18 protein-coding genes are annotated in these 18,459 nt (G+C 71.4%); 16 read left to right on the forward strand and 2 right to left on the reverse strand.

The annotated features are described in order from the left end of the window. The first annotated feature begins 41 nt into the window (after positions 1–41). Entirely contained in the window at positions 42–2,156 is a 2,115-nt protein-coding gene (locus ACQUFX_RS31835; RefSeq protein ID WP_428967140.1) for a transglycosylase domain-containing protein, read from the forward strand. 117 nt (positions 2,157–2,273) lie between these two features. Here ACQUFX_RS31835 and ACQUFX_RS31840 read toward each other — a convergent pair whose 3' ends face one another. Next, a complete protein-coding gene (locus ACQUFX_RS31840) occupies positions 2,274–3,734 on the reverse strand; it encodes an SDR family oxidoreductase (RefSeq protein WP_428963827.1) in 1,461 nt (486 codons plus the stop codon). Between the two features lie 35 nt (positions 3,735–3,769). On the opposite strand from ACQUFX_RS31840, the gene glyA reads away from it, so the two are divergent. From glyA to ACQUFX_RS31905, 13 genes are all read left to right on the forward strand, one after another. Next, positions 3,770–5,056: a serine hydroxymethyltransferase gene (gene glyA, locus ACQUFX_RS31845; RefSeq protein WP_428963828.1), complete on the forward strand. Its 1,287-nt coding sequence runs from the start codon at positions 3,770–3,772 to the stop codon at positions 5,054–5,056. Then, complete coding sequence (locus ACQUFX_RS31850; protein ID WP_428963829.1) at positions 5,053–5,544, forward strand: hypothetical protein; 492 nt, start codon at positions 5,053–5,055, stop codon at positions 5,542–5,544. Before glyA ends, ACQUFX_RS31850 begins: the two co-directional genes overlap by 4 nt. Before the next feature lie 265 nt (positions 5,545–5,809). Continuing rightward, positions 5,810–6,031, forward strand: a complete 222-nt coding sequence (locus ACQUFX_RS31855; RefSeq protein WP_428963830.1) for a hypothetical protein — start codon at positions 5,810–5,812, stop codon at positions 6,029–6,031. A 1-nt stretch (position 6,032) separates the two neighbouring features. Next, positions 6,033–6,854, forward strand: coding sequence for a F0F1 ATP synthase subunit A (atpB, locus tag ACQUFX_RS31860; protein WP_428963831.1), 822 nt, complete (start codon positions 6,033–6,035; stop codon positions 6,852–6,854). 91 nt (positions 6,855–6,945) lie between these two features. Continuing rightward, entirely contained in the window at positions 6,946–7,170 is a 225-nt protein-coding gene (gene atpE / locus ACQUFX_RS31865; protein WP_067362325.1) for an ATP synthase F0 subunit C, read from the forward strand. Between the two features lie 29 nt (positions 7,171–7,199). Next, positions 7,200–7,724 carry a F0F1 ATP synthase subunit B gene (locus ACQUFX_RS31870; RefSeq protein ID WP_428963832.1) on the forward strand — a complete coding sequence of 175 codons (525 nt, stop codon included), beginning with the start codon at positions 7,200–7,202 and terminating at the stop codon, positions 7,722–7,724. Continuing rightward, positions 7,724–8,545: a F0F1 ATP synthase subunit delta gene (locus ACQUFX_RS31875; RefSeq protein WP_428963833.1), complete on the forward strand. Its 822-nt coding sequence runs from the start codon at positions 7,724–7,726 to the stop codon at positions 8,543–8,545. The genes ACQUFX_RS31870 and ACQUFX_RS31875 overlap by 1 nt, the downstream gene beginning before the upstream one ends. Positions 8,546–8,639: 94 nt before the next feature. Continuing rightward, the gene (atpA, locus tag ACQUFX_RS31880; RefSeq protein ID WP_428963834.1) at positions 8,640–10,286 is read left to right on the forward strand and encodes a F0F1 ATP synthase subunit alpha; all 1,647 of its coding nucleotides are present in this window, start codon (positions 8,640–8,642) and stop codon (positions 10,284–10,286) included. A gap of 9 nt (positions 10,287–10,295) precedes the next feature. Then, positions 10,296–11,234: a F0F1 ATP synthase subunit gamma gene (locus tag ACQUFX_RS31885; protein ID WP_428963835.1), complete on the forward strand. Its 939-nt coding sequence runs from the start codon at positions 10,296–10,298 to the stop codon at positions 11,232–11,234. Next, complete coding sequence (gene atpD / locus ACQUFX_RS31890) at positions 11,234–12,688, forward strand: F0F1 ATP synthase subunit beta (RefSeq protein ID WP_428963836.1); 1,455 nt, start codon at positions 11,234–11,236, stop codon at positions 12,686–12,688. The genes ACQUFX_RS31885 and atpD overlap by 1 nt, the downstream gene beginning before the upstream one ends. A gap of 237 nt (positions 12,689–12,925) precedes the next feature. Then, a complete protein-coding gene (locus ACQUFX_RS31895; RefSeq protein WP_428967141.1) occupies positions 12,926–14,068 on the forward strand; it encodes an LCP family protein in 1,143 nt (380 codons plus the stop codon). A gap of 90 nt (positions 14,069–14,158) precedes the next feature. Then, positions 14,159–14,443: a F0F1 ATP synthase subunit epsilon gene (locus tag ACQUFX_RS31900; RefSeq protein ID WP_428963837.1), complete on the forward strand. Its 285-nt coding sequence runs from the start codon at positions 14,159–14,161 to the stop codon at positions 14,441–14,443. Positions 14,444–14,455: 12 nt separating this feature from the next. Continuing rightward, a complete protein-coding gene (locus tag ACQUFX_RS31905; protein WP_067362346.1) occupies positions 14,456–14,911 on the forward strand; it encodes a DUF2550 domain-containing protein in 456 nt (151 codons plus the stop codon). A gap of 520 nt (positions 14,912–15,431) precedes the next feature. Here ACQUFX_RS31905 and ACQUFX_RS31910 read toward each other — a convergent pair. Further along, positions 15,432–16,004 carry a cob(I)yrinic acid a,c-diamide adenosyltransferase gene (locus ACQUFX_RS31910; protein ID WP_428963838.1) on the reverse strand — a complete coding sequence of 191 codons (573 nt, stop codon included), beginning with the start codon at positions 16,002–16,004 and terminating at the stop codon, positions 15,432–15,434. Between ACQUFX_RS31910 and murA the strand changes: the two genes are divergently transcribed. Then, entirely contained in the window at positions 16,003–17,445 is a 1,443-nt protein-coding gene (gene murA / locus ACQUFX_RS31915; RefSeq protein ID WP_428963839.1) for a UDP-N-acetylglucosamine 1-carboxyvinyltransferase, read from the forward strand. The genes ACQUFX_RS31910 and murA overlap by 2 nt on opposite strands. A 106-nt stretch (positions 17,446–17,551) precedes the next feature. Next, a complete protein-coding gene (locus tag ACQUFX_RS31920) occupies positions 17,552–18,400 on the forward strand; it encodes a 3-hydroxyacyl-CoA dehydrogenase family protein (RefSeq protein ID WP_428963840.1) in 849 nt (282 codons plus the stop codon). Positions 18,401–18,459 lie beyond the last annotated feature (59 nt).

The raw sequence follows: 18,459 nt of genomic DNA on the forward strand, positions 1-18,459 counted from the left end.
TGAGCAGGTCCCAGCGTGACCGGCTCCTGCGGGGGAAGCTGATGATCCGGACCCGACTCCACACACTGTTCACCGTGCTGATCGCCGGCCTGTTGGCCGGTCTGGCGCTGGCCGTGGCGGCCCTGCCGGCGGCCCTGCTGCTCGGCATCGGGGTGCGCTCCGTCATCGGCCCGTACGCCGAACTGCCCAACTCGTTGCGGACGCCACCCACCGCCCAGCGCTCCAACCTGTACGCCAACGACGGGGTGACCCTGATCACCTCGTTCTACGCCGAGAACCGCACCGACGTGCGGCTGGCCGAGATCGCGCCGGTGCTGCGGCAGGCCGTGGTGGCCGCCGAGGACCTGCGCTTCTACCAGCACCGGGGCGTCGACGTGCGGGCGGTGATCCGGGCGTTCGCCGCCAACCAGCGCGGCGGGCCCCGGCAGGGCGCCTCCACGCTGACCATGCAGTACGTCCGGAACGTGCTGCGCAGCGACCCGCGCCTGAGCGAGGAGGAGCGGCGGGCGGCCACCGAGATCAGCAACGCCCGCAAGATCCAGGAGATGCGGTACGCCCTGGCGCTGGAGCGGGAGCTGACCAAGGACGAGATCCTGACCCGGTACCTGAACATCGCGTACTTCGGCTCCGGCGCGTACGGGGTCTCCGCCGCCAGCCGCCGCTACTTCTCCAAGTCGCCCCGGCACCTGACGCTCGCCGAGGCGGCGCTGCTGGCCGGGCTGCTGCGCTCGCCCGACAACGACGACCCGATCGACGGCGACGCCGACGCGGCGCTGGCCCGCCGGGGGTACGTGCTCGACCAGTTGGTCGCCGCCGGGCAGGTCACCGCCGCCGACGCCGAGCGGGCCCGGGTCGCGCCGCTGGGCCTGCGCCCCAGCCACACCCCGAACGACTGCACGGCGGTGCCCGCCGAGCACAACGACTGGGGCTTCTTCTGCGACTGGTTCACCCGGTGGTGGAACACCCAGCCCACGTTCGGCGCCTCCGCCGAGGAACGGCAGCGCACCCTGCGCCGGGGCGGTTTCCGCATCGTCACCTCGCTCGACCCGGCCGTGCAGGCGACCGCCCAGCGCGAGGTGCTGCGGGTGTACGGCGTCGGCAACCGCCGGGCCGCGCCGACGGCGGTGGTCGAGCCGACCACCGGCCGGGTGCTCGCCATGGCGGTCAACCGCCGCTACGGCGTCGCGGCGAACCCGCCCGGCCAGCGCAACCACCCGAACACCGTCAACCAGTTGGTGGCGGGCGGTGGCGACATCGTCGGCTACCAGGCGGGGTCGACGTTCAAGCTCTTCACCATGCTCGCCGCGCTGGAGGCGGGGCTCCCGCTGCGGACCACCTTCACCGCCCCGACCCGGCTGGTCACCGAGTGGCCCGTCAGCGGGCCCAACGGGTGCGACGGCTTCTGGTGCCCGAGCAACTCGAACCCGGAGCGGCAGAACGGGCCCCGGACCATGTGGGACGCCTTCGAGCGTTCGGTCAACACGTACTTCGCCTGGCTGGCCGGGCAGGTCGGGGCCGACCGGGTGGTGGAGATGGCCGAGCGGCTCGGCATCGAGCTGCGCGCCGAGGAGGACGCCCGGCTGGCCCGGTACGGGGCGAAGGACTGGGGGCCGTTCACCCTCGGGGTGGCCGCCACCACCCCGCTGGACCTGGCCGGGGCGTACGCCACCGTGGCCGCCGAGGGCAGGCACTGCACGCCGCTGCCGGTGCTGACGATCACCGACGCCGCCGGCCGCCCGGTCCCCGCCGCCCGCCCGGACTGCCGGCAGGTGCTCGACACCGACGTGGCCCGCGCCGCCACCGACGCCGCCCGCTGCCCGGTCGGCGACCAGTCGATGTACGGCGGCTGCACCGGGGACGGCACCGCCGCCGACCTGCGGCCCCGGCTGGGCCGCCCGGTGGCGGGCAAGACCGGCAGCTCCGAGGGGTACGGCACGGAGACGGTGGTCGCCTTCACCCCGCAGCTCGCGGTCGCCACGATGGCGACGAACCCCGACGACCCGGGGGACGCGGTCGGCAGGGCGGTGCAGGCGCACCTGGTCGACGTGGTCGGTGAGGTGCTCGCCACCGGACTGGCCGGTCAGCCGGTCCGGGACTTCGTCCCGCCCAGCGAGGTGATCGCCAACCAGGTCACCGGTGCCCGTGCCGGCAACTGACCGCCGCCCGCACGCCCGCCGCCCGACTGCCCGCCGCCCGCCGCCAGCCGGGCGCGCGGGCGGCGGTGTTAAGAAGGGGCCCCTGCTCTACCGGAAGCGTTAACAGGGGGCCCTTCCTTACCGGGGGGTTTCGGCGTGGTGGGCGATGTTGCGGGCCATGCCGCCGAAGACGACCGTGTGGAACGGGGTCACCGCCGCCCAGTACGCGTGCCCGGCCAGGCCGCGCGGGAGGAAGACGGCCCGCTGCACGTACCGGCTCTGGCCGTCCCCGGCCGGTTCGGCGCGCATCTCCAGCCAGGCCCGGCCGGGCAGGCGCATCTCGGCGCGCAGCCGTAGCAGCTCGCCGGGGACGATCTCCTCGACCCGCCAGAAGTCCAGCGCCTCGCCGACGCGGAGCCGGTGCGGGTCGCGCCGCCCCCGGCGCAGCCCCACCCCGCCGACCAGCCGGTCCAGCCAGCCCCGGACCGCCCAGGCCAGCGGGAAGGAGTACCAGCCGTTTTCGCCGCCGACCCCCTCGATCACCCGCCACAACTCGGGCACGGTGGCGGCCACCCGCCGCTCCTGCACGTCGGTGTAGACCGAGCCGCCGGACCACTGCGGGTCCGTGGGCAGCGGCTCGGCCGCCGCGTCCGGCCCGCTCGCGGTCGACCAGCGGGTCTCCACGTCGGCGTCGCGGACCTTCGCCAGGGCCAGCCGGACCGCCGCGTCGAACCCGGTCAGCCCGCCGGGCGGGTCGGGGACGTACCGGGCGATGTCGTGCTCGTGCGCCACCGCCTCGTGGACCAGGCTCTCCACCAGGGGCCGGGCGATCCGGTTGGGGACCGGGGTGACCAGGCCGACCCAGTACGAGGAGAGCGTCGGGGTCAGCGGGCGTACCGGCACGACGATCCGGCGACGCAGCCCGGCCACCGCCGCGTACCGCTGCATCATGTCGGTGAAGGTGAGCACGTCCGGGCCGCCGATGTCGAAGGCCCGGTTCACCCCGGCCGGCAGGTCCAGGCAGGCGAGCAGGTACTGCAGCACGTCGCGGACCGCGATCGGCTGGATGCGGTTGCGCACCCAGCGCGGGGTGACCATGACGGGCAGCCGCTCGGTCAGGTACCGCAGCATCTCGAACGACGCCGACCCGGAGCCGATGATCACCGCCGCCCGGAGCACGGCGGTGGGCACCCCGCTGGCCAGCAGGATCCGCGCCACCTCGGCACGCGAGCGCAGGTGCGCCGAGACCGCCGCGGTGTCGGTCGGCTCCGGCCCGCCCAGGTAGACGATCCGGCGGACGCCGGCCTCCCGGGCCGCCGCCGCGACGTTGGTGGCGGCCTCGCGGTCGGCGGCCTCGAACCCGGCCTGCCCGAGCGAGTGCACCAGGTAGTAGACGACGTCCACCCCGCGCATCGCGGCCGGCAGGGTCTCCGCGCGGCGCAGGTCGCCCTCGACGATCTCGACCTGCGCGGCCCAGGGCACGTCCCGTAGCCGACCGGGCGTGCGGGCCAGGCACCGGACGGCCCGCCCCTCGGCCAGCAGCCGGGGCGCCAACCGTCCGCCGATGTATCCGGTGGCACCGGTGACCAGGCATCTCATGGTCTCCAGTGTGCGGCCCCATAGACTCGGGCGTTGTGGACATCGCAACGCCCACCTTCTGGGGGCCGGACTTCGACCAGCTCAGCGCCGTCGACCCGGAGATCGCGCAGGTGGTTCTCGGCGAGTTGGACCGGCTCCGGGGCGGCCTGCAACTGATCGCCAGCGAGAACCTGACCTCGCCGGCCGTGCTGGCCGCGCTCGGCTCGACGCTGACCAACAAGTACGCCGAGGGGTACCCGGGGCGGCGCTACTACGGCGGCTGCGCCGAGGTGGACCGGGCCGAGGAGATCGGCATCTCCCGGGCCCGGGAGCTGTTCGGGGCGGAGCACGCCAACCTCCAGCCGCACTCCGGGGCGAGCGCCAACCTGGCCGCGTACGCGGCGCTGGTGCAGCCGGGGGACACCGTGCTGGCGATGGAGCTGCCGCACGGCGGCCACCTCACCCACGGCAGCCGGGTGAACTTCTCCGGCCGCTGGTTCGGCACCGTCGGGTACCCGGTCCGCCCCGACACCGAGCTGATCGACTACGACGAGGTACGTGACCTGGCCCGCGCCCACCGGCCCAAGATGATCATCTGCGGCGCGACCGCGTACCCGCGCCTGATCGACTTCCGCCGGTTCCGGGAGATCGCCGACGAGGTATCGGCGTACCTGGTGGTGGACGCGGCGCACGTCATCGGGCTGGTCGCCGGCGGGGCGATCCCCTCCCCGGTGCCGTACGCCGACGTGGTCTGCGCGACCACGCACAAGGTGCTGCGCGGTCCCCGGGGCGGGATGATCCTCTGCCGGGAGTCGCTGGCCCAGCGGATCGACAAGGCGGTCTTCCCGTTCACCCAGGGCGGCCCGCTGATGCACGCGGTCGCGGCGAAGGCGGTGGCGCTGCGCGAGGCCGCCCAGCCGGAGTTCCGGACGTACGCCGCGCGGGTGGTCGACAACGCGCGGGCGCTCGCCGCCGGGCTGGCCGACGAGGGGATGCGCCCGGTCTCCGGGGGCACCGACACCCACCTGGCCCTGATCGACCTGCGCGGGCTGGGGGTGACCGGGGCCGAGGCCGAGGCCCGGTGCGACGCCGCCGGGATCACCCTGAACAAGAACGCCGTCCCGTACGACCCGCAGCAGCCGATGGTCGCCTCCGGCATCCGGGTGGGCACCCCCAGCGTCACCACCCAGGGCATGCGGGAGGGCGAGATGCGCCGGATCGCCGGCCTGATCGGGCGGGCGGTGCGGACCGACCCGGCGGACCCCGGCGGGGCCGACGCGACGGCCCGGATCGCGGCCGAGGTGGCCGAGCTGGTCGCCGAGTTCCCGGCGTACCCCCGATGAGCGCGCCGGAGGCGGGGCGGCCGTCGACGGACGACTCCCGGGCGGTCCGGTTCACCACGGACGCGCCCCCGGCGGGCCAGCCGGGGGCGATCCGGGCCCGGTTGCCGTTCCTGCGGTACACGCTTGTCGCCTGCGCGGTGCTGGCCCTGCTCATGGTGCCGGTGGCGGCGCTCTGGCGCGGCTCGACCAGCGCGGCCGGGGTGGCCGCCGGGATCGCCCTGGTGGTGGCCAGCTACCTGGTCTCCGGGCTCTCGGTGGCCTGGGCCGACGCGGTCAACCCGAAGATGATCATGCCGTTCGGCCTGGTCACCTACGGGATCAAGATGGTGATGCTCGGCGTGGCGATGTCGGCGGTGGCGGCCACCGGGTGGGCCGGGCTGCCCGACCTGGGGGTGGCCGTCATCGTCGCCGTGATCGTCTGGACCGGCGCCCACCTGACCTGGGCGCTGCGCACCCCGTTGCCGTACGTGCAGCCGAGCGGCGACTGAGCCGGCACGCGTAGCCGCAGGTGACGACCGGTGCCGCGCGGCGGGCCGGTCTCGGATGGTGACCGACCGCCCCGGCGTACCCGGAACCGGTCGGTCACTGGCCGTTCATGTCGGATTTTCGTCCGGCCGGTCGGGCTGCCCTGTCGTGGGGTACAGGAGTAGTCTGAGCCGCGGTTGACGCGCTCGCAGTACGCCCGCACGCTGTTCGCAGTGTGGGGGGTGCCGCACACTCCCGCGCGCCCCTGCTGATATCGTTCGCCTCGTCATGGGCGATGACCTTCACTCCAGCAAATCCGATGAGCACTCGTCGGAGGGTGTGGCCGGTGCCGTGGTTGGCTACCTGCTCGCCGGGATTCTGGCGTGGGGGTTCCTCGGATGGTTGGCGGAACGCTTCCTCGATCTGCCGACCGGTCTCGGGGTCGCCGCCGGCATGATCCTCGGCGCAGCCGGAGCGATCTACCTGATCATGAAGAGGCTCAGTGCTTGAAGTGCCGGCACGTGCGGGTCTGTCGAGTGCGGAGGAAGACACGGTGAGCAGAGAGCTGGTCGCGGCCGAGGGCCTGCCATGGCCCCCCAGCGTCGGGGACTTCTATCCGCCGGAGCTGGCCGGCCCCTGGGTGACCAAGTTCGGCATCATGGTCTGGCTGGCCGTCGCCCTGATCATCATCTTCTTCATGGCGACCTACCGGAACCCGAAGCTGGTGCCGACCAAGGGCCAGTGGATGGCCGAGTCGGTCTACGGGCTGGTGCGGGACAACATCGCCCGGGAGCAGATGGGCAAGGACGGCATCCGCTTCGCCCCCTACTTCACGGTGCTCTTCTGCTACATCGCGGTGACGAACCTCTTCGGTATCACCCCGTTCCTGCAGATCTCGCCGAACTCGCACATCGCCTTCCCCATCGTGCTCGCGGCGATCACCTACATCATGTACATCTACATCGGTGTCCGTAAGCACGGTCTGGGTCGCTACCTGAAGCAGAGCCTGATCCTGCCCGGTATCCCGTGGCCGATGCACTTCCTGCTGATTCCGATCGAGTTCCTGCAGACGTTCATCAACCGGCCGGTCACCCTGGCGGTGCGACTCTTCGCGAACATGTTCGCCGGGCACCTGATCCTGCTGGTCTTCACCGTCGGTGGCTTCGTGCTGCTGGCCTCGGACAACATCCTCATCCAGTCGACCTCGGTGTTCGCCTTCCTGATGGCGATCCTGATGGCCTTCTTCGAGGTCCTGGTCGCCCTCCTGCAGGCGTACGTCTTCGTGACCCTGAGCGCCAACTACATCGGGTCGTCGCTGGCCGACGAGCACTGATCCCCGCTCGGTGGGCCGCCCGGCCGACCAAGCTTCTGGTACCGACCGCGACGCGTGAAACCTCACGCGCCAAACAGGAGGAATACCCGCAATGGACGTTCTCGCCGCTATCAACGGTAACGTCAACACCATCGGCTACGGTCTCGCCGCCGTCGGCCCGGCGATCGGTGTTGCCCTGATCTTCGTGGCGTACATCAACTCCAGCGCCCGTCAGCCGGAGTCCGCTGGTTACAACCGGACCTGGCTGGTGCTGGGCTTCGCCCTGGTCGAGGCGCTCGCCCTGTTCGGCCTGGTGCTCGCCTTCGCCGTTAGCTGACCGTCCGCTCTTCGACCCGGAGGTCCGACATGATTCTCGCCGCCGAGGGCCACCACCCGCTCGTGCCGATCTGGCAAGAGGTCGTCATCGGGACGATCGCCTTCGCCCTGCTCTGCTTCGTCCTGATGAAGTTCGTCCTGCCGCGCATGGAGGAGATGTACCAGGCGCGGGTCGACGCGATCGAGGGCGGCATCAAGCGCGCTGAGGCGGCTCAGGCCGAGGCGAACCAGTTGCTGGAGCAGTACCGCGTCCAGCTCGCCGAGGTGCGGACCGAAGCGGCCAAGATCCGGGACGACGCCCGGGCCGACGCCGAGGCGATCCGTACCGAGATCCTCGCCAAGGCCCGCGAGGAGTCCGACCGGGTCATCGCGGCCGGCCGGGAGGCCTTGGCCGTCGAGCGGGAGACCCTGGTGCGCGAGCTGCGTGCCGAGGTCGGCGGGCTCGCGGTCGACCTGGCCAGCAAGATCGTCGGTGAGTCCCTCGCCGACGAGGCCCGCCGCAAGGGCACGGTCGAGCGGTTCCTGACCGGTCTCGAGAGCGCGGGGGCCCGCTGATGCAGGCCGCCAGCCGGGAGTCGTACCGGGCAGCGGTCGAGCGACTGGAGGCGTACGTCCGGGGCGCGCAGCCGCAGACGGTCGTCACCACCGCCGACGAGCTGCTCGCCGTGGCCGGTCTGCTGCGTCGGGAGCCCCGGCTGCGCCGGGCGCTGTCCGACCCGGCCCGACCCGGGGCGGACCGGTCCGCGCTGCTGGCCGGAATGCTCACCGGCAAGATCGGCACCGACGCGCTCGACCTGGTCGGCGTGCTGGTCGCCGGCCGCTGGTCGGCGCCGTCGGAGTTGCTGGAAGGGGCCGAGCGGCTCGGTGTGGAGGCGCTGCTGGCCGGCGCCGAGGCAGCCGGCGACCTCGGTGAGGTGGAGGACGAGCTGTTCCGCTTCGGCCAGCTCGTCGACGGGCAGCCGCAGTTGTCCAACCTGCTGACCGACCCGATCGCGCCGGTGACCCAGCGCGCCGGGCTGGTCCGGGACCTGCTGACCGGCAAGGCGCGTCCGGCCACCGTGACCCTGGTCGAGGTGGCGCTCTCCGGTTTCGGCGGGCGTTCCTTCCACGGGGCGCTCACCCGGCTGGTCGAACTGGCCGCCGAACGGCGGGACCGGCAGGTCGCGTACGTGACCGTGGCCGCCCCACTGGGTGACGACGAGGAACGCCGACTGGGCGACCGCCTGTCGCAGATATACGGTCGGCAGGTCGACGTCAAGCAGAACGTCGACCCCGCCGTGCTCGGTGGGGTGAGCGTTCAGGTCGGTGCGGACCTCTACGACGGCACCGTCCTGCGCCGCCTCAAAGAGACCCGCAACGCGCTCGCGAAGCGCTGACCGGCACAGCCACACAGCGCACCTGTTTGACAGACGCCATTCGGACCGGTCGGTACTAGGTATCCCGGGCCCCTGATACTTAAGGAAGCAGAGGATGGCCGAGCTGACCATCTCGACGGAGGAGATCCGTGGCGCCCTGGAGCGCTACGTCTCCGCCTACTCGCCCGACGTCTCCCGTGAGGAGGTCGGCACCGTCGCCGACACCGGTGACGGTATCGCCCACGTCGAGGGGCTGCCCTCGACCATGACCAACGAGCTGCTGGAGTTCGAGGACGGCACCCTCGGTCTGGCGCTGAACCTCGACGTCCGGGAGATCGGTGTCGTCGTCCTCGGCGACTACGCCGGTATCGAGGAGGGACAGCGCGTCAAGCGCACCGGCCGGGTGCTCTCGGTGCCGGTCGGCGACGGCTTCCTCGGCCGCGTGGTCGACGCGCTCGGCCAGCCGATCGACGGCCTCGGTGAGATCGCCAACGAGGGGTACCGCGAGCTGGAGCTGCAGGCTCCGAACGTGATGTCCCGCAAGTCGGTCGAGGAGCCCCTCCAGACCGGTATCAAGGCGATCGACGCGATGACCCCGATCGGTCGGGGCCAGCGGCAGCTCATCATCGGTGACCGGAAGACCGGCAAGACCACGGTCGCCCTGGACACCATCCTCAACCAGCGGGAGAACTGGGCCTCCGGGGACCCGACCAAGCAGGTCCGCTGCATCTACGTCGCCATCGGCCAGAAGGCCTCCACGATCGCCTCGATCAAGGGCATCCTGGAGGAGGCGGGGGCGATGGAGTACACCACCATCGTCGCCTCCCCGGCGTCGGACCCGGCCGGCTTCAAGTACCTGGCCCCGTACACCGGCTCCTCCATCGGGCAGCACTGGATGTACGGCGGCAAGCACGTCCTGATCGTCTTCGACGACCTGAGCAAGCAGGCCGAGGCGTACCGGGCCGTGTCGCTGCTGCTGCGCCGCCCGCCGGGCCGTGAGGCGTACCCGGGTGACGTCTTCTACCTGCACTCCCGGCTGCTGGAGCGCTGCGCGAAGCTCTCCGACGAGCTGGGCGGCGGCTCGATGACCGGTCTGCCGATCATCGAGACGAAGGCCAACGACATCTCGGCCTTCATCCCGACCAACGTCATCTCGATCACCGACGGCCAGATCTTCCTGGAGACCGACCTGTTCAACCAGGGCGTCCGGCCGGCGATCAACGTCGGTACCTCGGTCTCCCGGGTCGGTGGCGCCGCGCAGGTCAAGCCGATGAAGAAGGTCGCCGGCTCGCTGCGGCTGAACCTGGCCCAGTACCGGGAGCTGGAGGCGTTCGCCGCCTTCGCCTCGGACCTGGACAAGGCCTCCCGCGCCCAGCTGGAGCGGGGTGCCCGCCTGGTCGAGCTGCTCAAGCAGCCGAACTACTCGCCGTACCCCGTGCAGGAGCAGGTCGTCTCCGTCTGGGCCGGCACCGAGGGCAAGCTGGACGACATCCCGGTCGGCGAGGTCCGCCGCTTCGAGTCGGAGTTCCTCCAGTACCTGCGGCACAAGCACGAGGGTGTGCTGGCGACCCTGGCCGACCACAAGTGGGGCGACGATGTGATCGCCTCGCTGGACACCGCGATCGGCGAGTTCAAGCAGCTCTTCCTCGGCAAGGAGGACGAGCGCCGGATCAACGAGGTGCCGGCCGAGCCGCTGGAGGGTGAGCAGGACCGCGAGACGGTCACCCGGTACAGCGGTGGCGCCCCGGCGCAGAAGCAGTAGGGCCGGGAGATGGCCGCGCAGGTACGCGTTCTTCGTCAACGGATCCGTTCGGCGAAGGGGATGAAGAAGATCACCAAGGCGATGGAGCTCGTGGCGACGAGCCGCATCGCCAAGGCCCAGGCGCGGGTGGAGGCGTCCCTGCCGTACTCCCGGGCCATCACCGGCGTGCTCTCCGCGCTGGCGTCCAACGCGCAGCTCGACCACCCGCTGCTCACCCCCCGTCCGCAGGTGCGGCGGGCCGGCGTCCTGCTGGTCACCGCCGACCGGGGACTGGCCGGTGGCTACAGCTCCAACGCGATCAAGACCGCCGAGTCGCTGATGGCCCGGCTCCGGGACGAGGGCAAGGAGCCGGCGCTCTACGTCATCGGGCGTAAGGGTGTCGGGTTCTTCCGGTTCCGGGACCGGCCGATCGAGGCGAACTGGACCGGCTTCTCCGAGCAGCCGACCTTTGCCGACGCCCGGACCGTGGGGGAGACGCTGATCAAGGCGTTCACCGCCGGTGCGGACGACGCGGACAGCGGTCCCGGGCCGGACGGGGTGCGCGGGGTGGACGAGTTGCACATCGTCTACACCGAGTTCCACTCGCTGATGACCCAGAACCCGGTGACCCGGATCCTCGGTCCGATGCAGGTCGAGAGCCGGCCCCGGTCGGAGGCGAAGCCGGGGCAGCTCCCCGACTACGACTTCGAGCCGGACGCCGAGGAGCTGCTGGACGCGTTGCTGCCGAAGTACATCAACACGCGGATCTACGCGGCGTTGCTGGAGTCGGCGGCGAGCGAGTCGGCGGCCCGGCGGCGGGCGATGAAGAGCGCCACCGACAACGCCGAAGAGATGATCGAGAAGTACACGCGTGAGATGAACTCGGCCCGCCAGGCCGGGATCACCCAGGAGATCAGTGAGATCGTCGGCGGCGCGAACGCGCTGGCCGCGTCGGGAAGTGAAGTGTGATGACTGTTTCCGCAGTGGCTGGGGGACCAGCCCCGACCAACACGGCCACCGGTCGGGTGGTCCGGGTCATCGGCCCGGTCGTCGACGCCGAGTTCCCGCGCGACGCCATGCCGGACCTGTTCAACGCCCTGCACGTGGACGTGACCCTCTCCGGCGGCGAGAAGACGCTGACCCTGGAGGTCGCCCAGCACCTGGGTGACAACCTGGTCCGCGCCATCTCGATGCAGCCGACCGACGGCCTGGTCCGGGGTGCCGAGGTCCGGGACACCGGCGCCCCGATCCGGGTGCCGGTGGGCGACACGGTCAAGGGCCACGTGTTCAACGCGATCGGCGAGTGCCTCAACCTCACCGAGGGCGAGACGCTCAGCCCGGACGACCACTGGGGCATCCACCGCAAGGCCCCGGCCTTCGCGGACCTGGAGCCGAAGACCGAGATGCTGGAGACCGGCATCAAGGTCATCGACCTGCTCGCCCCGTACGTCAAGGGCGGCAAGATCGGTCTGTTCGGTGGTGCCGGCGTGGGCAAGACGGTGCTCATCCAGGAGATGATCACCCGGGTGGCCCGGAACTTCGGCGGTACCTCGGTCTTCGCCGGCGTGGGTGAGCGCACCCGCGAGGGCAACGACCTGATCGCCGAGATGACCGAGTCCGGCGTCATCGACAAGACCGCGCTGGTCTACGGCCAGATGGACGAGCCGCCGGGCACCCGGCTGCGGGTCGCGCTCTCCGCGCTCACCATGGCGGAGTACTTCCGCGACGTGAAGAAGCAGGAGGTGCTGCTCTTCATCGACAACATCTTCCGCTTCACCCAGGCGGGCTCGGAGGTCTCCACCCTGCTGGGCCGGATGCCGAGCGCGGTGGGGTACCAGCCCACCCTGGCCGACGAGATGGGCGAGCTCCAGGAGCGGATCACCTCCGTCCGGGGCCAGGCCATCACCTCGCTCCAGGCGATCTACGTGCCGGCGGACGACTACACCGACCCGGCCCCGGCGACCACCTTCGCCCACCTGGACGCGACCACCAACCTGGAGCGGTCGATCTCCGACAAGGGCATCTACCCGGCGGTGGACCCGCTGGCGTCCTCGTCGCGGATCCTCGCCCCGGAGTTCGTCGGCGCCGAGCACTTCGCGGTCGCCACCGAGGTGAAGCGGATCCTGCAGAAGTACAAGGACCTGCAGGACATCATCGCCATCCTCGGTATCGAGGAGCTCTCCGAGGAAGACAAGATCGTCGTCGGCCGGGCCCGGCGGATCGAGCGCTTCCTGTCGCAGAACACCTACGCGGCCGAGCAGTTCACCGGCCAGCCGGGCTCGACGGTCCCGATCAGCGAGACCATCGAGGCGTTCAAGAAGATCAGCGAGGGCGAGTACGACCACTTCCCCGAGCAGGCCTTCTTCATGTGCGGTGGCCTGGAGGACCTGGAGGCCAAGGCCGCGGAGCTGATGAAGGGCTGACCTGAGGGCCGTACCGACCGCAGCAGCGTCACCATCGACGAAGGACCGCCCCGGTTGCACCGGGGCGGTCCTCGTTCATCTTGGGGGCCTATGATCCCCCGGTCCGGTTCCTTGACGGGACGTTTCCCGTTTCGCGAGGTACCGTCGATCCGCAGCGCCCGTCGGTGGACGGGCGTTGATCCGTGCAACGAATCGGCTGCGTACGCCCCTCCCCTCCCCGTGGGCGTGACGAAGGAGATGCTCGTGGGTAAGGGCGGCAAGCGCGGTGGCAAACGCTCGATGTGGGCGGGGGTGCCCCGGTGGGCGCGGCTGTGCACGGTCTTCGGCGTCGTCCTGATGATGCTCAGCGGCACCACGCTGGTCGGCGCGGAGGCGCTGATGGCGCGCTACGAGGGTGCCGTCGGCAAGGGTGACCTCTTCGGTGACCAGGCGGCCGGGGCGGCGGAGCGCAAGGTCGACATCAAGGGGCCGGTGAACATCCTGCTGGTCGGCATCGACCCGCGCGACGACAAGACGCCACCCCTGTCGGACTCGATCATGGTGTTGCACGTGCCGGCCGAGATGGACCGGGCCTACCTCTTCTCCATGCCCCGGGACCTGTACGTGGAGATCCCGCCGTTCGAGAAGGCCAACTGGAACGGTGGGCGGGGCAAGCTCAACGGCGCGATGTCGCACGGCAGCATCGTCCCCGGCGGGAACCCCGACCCGGCGCGCGGCTTCGAACTGCTCGCCATGACCGTGCAGCAGATCACCGGGATCGAGCGCTTCGACGCGGGCGCGATCATCAACTTCACCGGCTTCCGGAAGATCGTGGACGCGATGGGCGGCGTCACGATGAACATCGAGCGAGAGGTGCGCTCCGAGCACCGGGAGCCGGACGGCACGCACCGCAAGGGCAACCCGAACGGTTCGGGCTACGTCGGCCCGCAGGCGGTCTACCCGAAGGGCGAGCAGCACCTGGAGGGCTGGCAGGCGCTGGACTACGTCCGGCAGCGGTACCCGAAGAACGGTGTGCCGGACGGCGACTACGGCCGCCAGCGGCACCAGCAGCAGTTCGTCAAGGCGATGGCCAACCAGGCGCTCAGCTCCGACGTGGTGACCAACCCGATCAAGCTGGACCGGGTGCTCCGCGCCGCCGGTGAGTCGCTGATCTTCAGTGGCCGGGGGAACACCATCGCGGACTTCGGCTTCGCGCTGAAGGACATCCGCCCCGACTCGATCACCATGGTCAAGCTGCCCGGGGAGAACATCGGCACCGGCAGCGCGTACCAGGGGGAACGACTGGTGCCGGAGGCACAGGACTTCTTCCGGTCGTTGCAGAGCGGGACGGTCGACGCGTTCCTGCTCGAACACCCCGACTTCCGCAACAAGGAACAGTGATCCCCGGCGTGGCTCTCACCACCCGCGTTGGGAGCCCGCCGGTGGCGCGACTAGACTTTCGGCAATCCGTCGCCGCAGCAAGGAGACAGCGTGGCAAAGCAGCTTCACGTCGAGCTCGTCGCCGTCGAGGAGAAGGTCTGGTCCGGCGAGGCCGAGATGGTCATGGCCCGGACGACCGAGGGTGAGCTCGGCGTGCTGCCGGGGCACGCCCCCCTGCTCGGCCAGCTCGCCGAGCCCGGCCAGGTGCGCATCAAGCTGGCCGGCGGCAAGCAGATCACGTACGAGGTGGCCGGTGGCTTCCTCTCGGTCGCCCCGGACGGGGTCACCGTGCTGGCGGAGAGCGCCACTCCGGCTTCCGCCCCGCAGAGCCGCTGAGCCGCGCCGCCGATGGAGATCGTGGAGGGGATCGGCATCGGCGTCGCCGTGCTGGTCGGCGCGGTCCTGATCCTCTTCATCCGGCGGGCGCTGGTCACCCGTAGCGGTGGCATCATCCGGCTCAGCGTCCGGGTCTCCACCATGCTCGACGGCCGGGGCTGGTCACCCGGTTTCGGCCGCTTCGTCGGCGACGAGCTCCGCTGGTACCGGATGTTCAGCTTCGCCCTCCGGCCCAAGCGGGTGCTCTCCCGCAAGGAACTGGTCGTGGAGCGGCGGCGGCTCCCGGAGGGTCAGGAACGGCTCTCCATGCCCGCCGACTGGGTGATCCTGCGATGTGCCAGTCGGCATGCCCCGGTCGAGATCGCCATGGCGAGTTCCACGGTGACCGGATTCCTCTCCTGGCTCGAGGCCGTCCCCCCGGGGCCGGTCTCGTCCCGTTTCGCCTCCGAGAACTGGCCCGCCGCCTGACCGGGCGGCGACTGTCTCCGCCTCCCGCTGGCCCGCAGCCCGCCCCGTGCCCGACCGGCGCCGTGCCCGACCGGTTCCGGCGGCAGCGGGCGGGACGTCGGCCGGCCAGCCTGTCGAGCTGCCCGCGCGAACGGGGCACCGCCGGGGCCTCCGCACCGGTCTGCCACCCCCTCCGCACAGCCGCCCCGCCCACCCCTGAGCAAGGCTCTCCTCCTGCTCGACCGGCTCTGGCCCCGACCGGCTGTGGGCCTGGCCGGCTGTGGCCCTGACCGGCTGTGGGCCTGACCGGCCGGAGGCCTGGTTGGCTGTGGGCTCGACTGGCTGTGGGCCTGGCCGGCTGGCGGGCCCGGCCGGCCGCTGGTCCGCCGGGCGGCTCGCCCGCCAGGCGGTCGTCGTCTGGGCGCATCGGCGGGGCAGGTCGACAGGCGCGCGGTGGTCACCTCCGTCCGCGCCGGCTCTGGCGGCCGGCCCGCCATCTCGACCCCGGCTCCGGACGGCCGCAGAGGTCAGCCGGCGGCGGTCAGCGCTTGCCGCCGGGTACCCATAGCACGTCGCCCGCCGGATTTGCCGTTCTTGCCAGGATAAAGAGCAGATCCGACAGCCGGTTGAGATACTTTGCCGGGAGGGTGGCGGTCCGGTCCGGATCGTGCGCGACCAGGGCCCAGGCCGCCCGCTCGGCGCGTCGGGCGATCGTCCGTGCCACGTGCAGCAGCGCCGCGCCCGCGGTGCCGCCGGGGAGGATGAAGGAGTCGAGCTTGCTCAGGCGTGCGTTGTACTCGTCGCACCAGCCTTCCAGACGCTCCACGTACGCCTCGGTGACCCGCAGCGGGGGGTACTTCGGGTCGGGCTCGACCGGGGTGGAGAGGTCGGCGCCGACGTCGAACAGGTCGTTCTGGATCGACCCGAGCACCGCCCGCAGCTCCTCGTCGAGCTGCCCGAGGGCGAGCGCCACGCCGATCGCGGCGTTGCACTCGTCGACGTCCGCGTACGCGACGAGGCGCGGATCGGTCTTCGTGACCTGCTCGTTGTTGCTCAATCTGGTCGTGCCGGCGTCGCCGGCCCTGGTGTAGATGCGCGTGAGGTGGACGGCCATGTCGCACAGCCTACGGATTCCCGACCTGTCGATCCCGACCCGACCCGAATCGGCCGCCGGCCAGCCGACCGGGGTGGGACCCGGCGACGCCGGCGACCCGGCGGTCAACGCCGTCGATGTGATCCGGGTCGAGGGGGGTGCCCGGCTCGCCGGTACGGTGCACGTCGTCGGCGCGAAGAACTCGGCGCTGAAGCTGATGGCCGCCGCGCTGCTGGCCCCCGGGCAGAGCATGATCACCAACGTTCCCCGGATCACCGACATCGCGATCATGGGTGAGGTGCTGCGTCGGCTCGGCTGTGACGTCCGCTTCGACACCGACGATCCGGTCGACCCGATGGTGGCCGGCGGCGGGGTGGCCCGGTCCCGCTCGGTCGTCATCGACGTGCCCGAGGAACCGGGCGTGGAGGCCGACTACGACCTGGTACGCCGGCTGCGCGCGTCGATCTGCGTGCTCGGCCCGCTGCTGGCCCGGCGCGGCCACGTCCGGGTGGCCCACCCCGGCGGGGACGCGATCGGCTCCCGGGGCCTGGACATGCACATCGCCGGGCTGACCCGGATGGGCGCGGAGATCTCCGGCGAGCACGGTTTCGTCATCGCCGCCGCCCCGGCCGGGCTGCACGGCGCGGAGATCATGCTGGACTTCCCGAGCGTCGGGGCCACCGAGAACCTGGTGATGGCGGCGGTGCTGGCCCGGGGCGAGACGGTCATCGACAACGCCGCGCGGGAGCCGGAGATCGTGGACATCTGCTCGATGCTGATCCGGATGGGCGCCCGGATCTCCGGGGAGGGCACCTCGACCCTGCACATCGAGGGCGTACCCGCGTTGACGCCGGTGCGGCACGCCACGGTGGGGGACCGGATCGTCGCCGGCACGTGGGCCTTCGGCGCCGCGATGACCCGGGGGGACGTCACCGTCACCGGTGCGGACCCGGCCTTCCTGGAGGTCGCGTTGGACAAGCTGGTCACCGGTGGCGCGCTGGTGGAGACCCGCCCGGACGCCTTCCGGGTACGGGTGGACGAGCGTCCCACCGCGGTGGACGTGGTCACCCTGCCGTACCCCGGGTTCGCCACCGACCTGCTGCCGATGGCGATCGGGCTGGCCGCGGTGAGCGACGGCGCGTCGCTGATCACCGAGAACATCTTCGACGGGCGGTTCATGTTCGCCAACGAGATGATGCGGCTCGGCGCCGACATCAAGACCGACGGGCACCACGCCGTGGTACGCGGCCGGGAACGGCTCTCCGGCGCGCCGGTACGGGCCACCGACATCCGGGCCGGGGCCGGCCTGATCATCGCGGGGCTCTGCGCCGACGGGGTCACCGAGGTCTCCCACGTGCACCACGTCGACCGGGGGTACCCGGACTTCGTGGCCGACCTGCGGGCGCTCGGCGTGGAGGTGGAGCGGGGCCGGACCACCGAGGAACCCGCGCTGGAGATCTGACCGCGACCGCCCGCCCCGCCCGACGTGCGGGAGTGCGGGCTTAGCGGTCGTTCAGCTCGCCGACTAGGGTGCTGACAGACATCCGTATCAGGCGAGGGAGAAGCAGATGGCGGGTCGACTCGCGGTCGTCGGTGCCGGGCTGATGGGCTCGGGTATCGCCCAGGTGGCGGCGCAGGCGGGCTGGCAGGTGACACTGCGCGACCTGGACGACGCGGCCACCGGGCGTGGCCTGGCCGGCATCCGGAAGTCGCTGGAGAAGTTCGCCGAGAAGGGCAAGATCGACGCCTCCGAGGTCGACGCGACGCTGGGCCGGATCACCCCGACCACGGAGCTGGAGGCGGTCGCCGACGCGGACATCGTCGTCGAGGCGGTCTTCGAACGGCTGGAGATCAAGCACGAGGTCTTCCGGGCGCTGGACAAGCTCTGCAGGGCCGACGCGGTGCTGGCCACCAACACCTCGGCCATCCCGGTCACCCAGATCGCGGCGGTCACCGAGCGGCCGGAGGCGGTCGTCGGCACGCACTTCTTCTCCCCGGTGCCGATGATGAAGCTCTGCGAGCTGGTCCGGGGGTACAAGACCAGCGACGCCACGCTGGCCACGGTACGGGCCTTCGCCGAGGAGATCGGCAAGACGGTCGTGGTGGTGAACCGGGACATCGCCGGGTTCGTCACCACCCGGCTGATCTCGGCGCTGGTGGTGGAGGCGGTGAAGCTGGTCGAGTCCGGCGTGGTGTCGGCGGAGGACCTGGACACCGCCTGCCGGCTCGGCTTCGGGCACGCCATGGGCCCGCTGGCCACCACCGACCTGACCGGCGTGGACGTGCTGCTGCACGCCTCGAAGAACATCTACGCCGACACCGCCGACGAGAAGTTCTTCCCGCCGGAGCTGCTCCAGCGGATGGCCGCCGCCGGCGACCTCGGCCGCAAGACCGGCAAGGGCTTCTACACGTACTGACCGGGGTGTAAGGAGGGGCCCCTTCTTAACACCCGGCTGTTAAGAAGGGGCCCCTCCTC

It is taken from the genome of Micromonospora fluostatini (assembly GCF_050410825.1).
Classification (GTDB): Bacteria; Actinomycetota; Actinomycetes; order Mycobacteriales; family Micromonosporaceae; genus Micromonospora; species Micromonospora rosaria.

What these genes read in the sequence shown, in the direction of transcription:
- ACQUFX_RS31835 (WP_428967140.1), top strand. Translation starts at nt 42, where the DNA reads ATGATCCGGACCCGACTCCACACACTGTTCACCGTGCTGATCGCCGGC.
- ACQUFX_RS31840 (WP_428963827.1), bottom strand. Translation starts at nt 3,734, where the DNA reads ATGAGATGCCTGGTCACCGGTGCCACCGGATACATCGGCGGACGGTTG.
- ACQUFX_RS31850 (WP_428963829.1), top strand. Translation starts at nt 5,053, where the DNA reads ATGAGCGCGCCGGAGGCGGGGCGGCCGTCGACGGACGACTCCCGGGCG.
- ACQUFX_RS31855 (WP_428963830.1), top strand. Translation starts at nt 5,810, where the DNA reads ATGGGCGATGACCTTCACTCCAGCAAATCCGATGAGCACTCGTCGGAG.
- atpE (WP_067362325.1), top strand. Translation starts at nt 6,946, where the DNA reads ATGGACGTTCTCGCCGCTATCAACGGTAACGTCAACACCATCGGCTAC.
- ACQUFX_RS31870 (WP_428963832.1), top strand. Translation starts at nt 7,200, where the DNA reads ATGATTCTCGCCGCCGAGGGCCACCACCCGCTCGTGCCGATCTGGCAA.
- ACQUFX_RS31875 (WP_428963833.1), top strand. Translation starts at nt 7,724, where the DNA reads ATGCAGGCCGCCAGCCGGGAGTCGTACCGGGCAGCGGTCGAGCGACTG.
- atpA (WP_428963834.1), top strand. Translation starts at nt 8,640, where the DNA reads ATGGCCGAGCTGACCATCTCGACGGAGGAGATCCGTGGCGCCCTGGAG.
- ACQUFX_RS31885 (WP_428963835.1), top strand. Translation starts at nt 10,296, where the DNA reads ATGGCCGCGCAGGTACGCGTTCTTCGTCAACGGATCCGTTCGGCGAAG.
- atpD (WP_428963836.1), top strand. Translation starts at nt 11,234, where the DNA reads ATGACTGTTTCCGCAGTGGCTGGGGGACCAGCCCCGACCAACACGGCC.
- ACQUFX_RS31895 (WP_428967141.1), top strand. Translation starts at nt 12,926, where the DNA reads ATGCTCGTGGGTAAGGGCGGCAAGCGCGGTGGCAAACGCTCGATGTGG.
- ACQUFX_RS31905 (WP_067362346.1), top strand. Translation starts at nt 14,456, where the DNA reads ATGGAGATCGTGGAGGGGATCGGCATCGGCGTCGCCGTGCTGGTCGGC.
- murA (WP_428963839.1), top strand. Translation starts at nt 16,003, where the DNA reads ATGTCGCACAGCCTACGGATTCCCGACCTGTCGATCCCGACCCGACCC.
- ACQUFX_RS31910 (WP_428963838.1), bottom strand. Translation starts at nt 16,004, where the DNA reads ATGGCCGTCCACCTCACGCGCATCTACACCAGGGCCGGCGACGCCGGC.
- ACQUFX_RS31920 (WP_428963840.1), top strand. Translation starts at nt 17,552, where the DNA reads ATGGCGGGTCGACTCGCGGTCGTCGGTGCCGGGCTGATGGGCTCGGGT.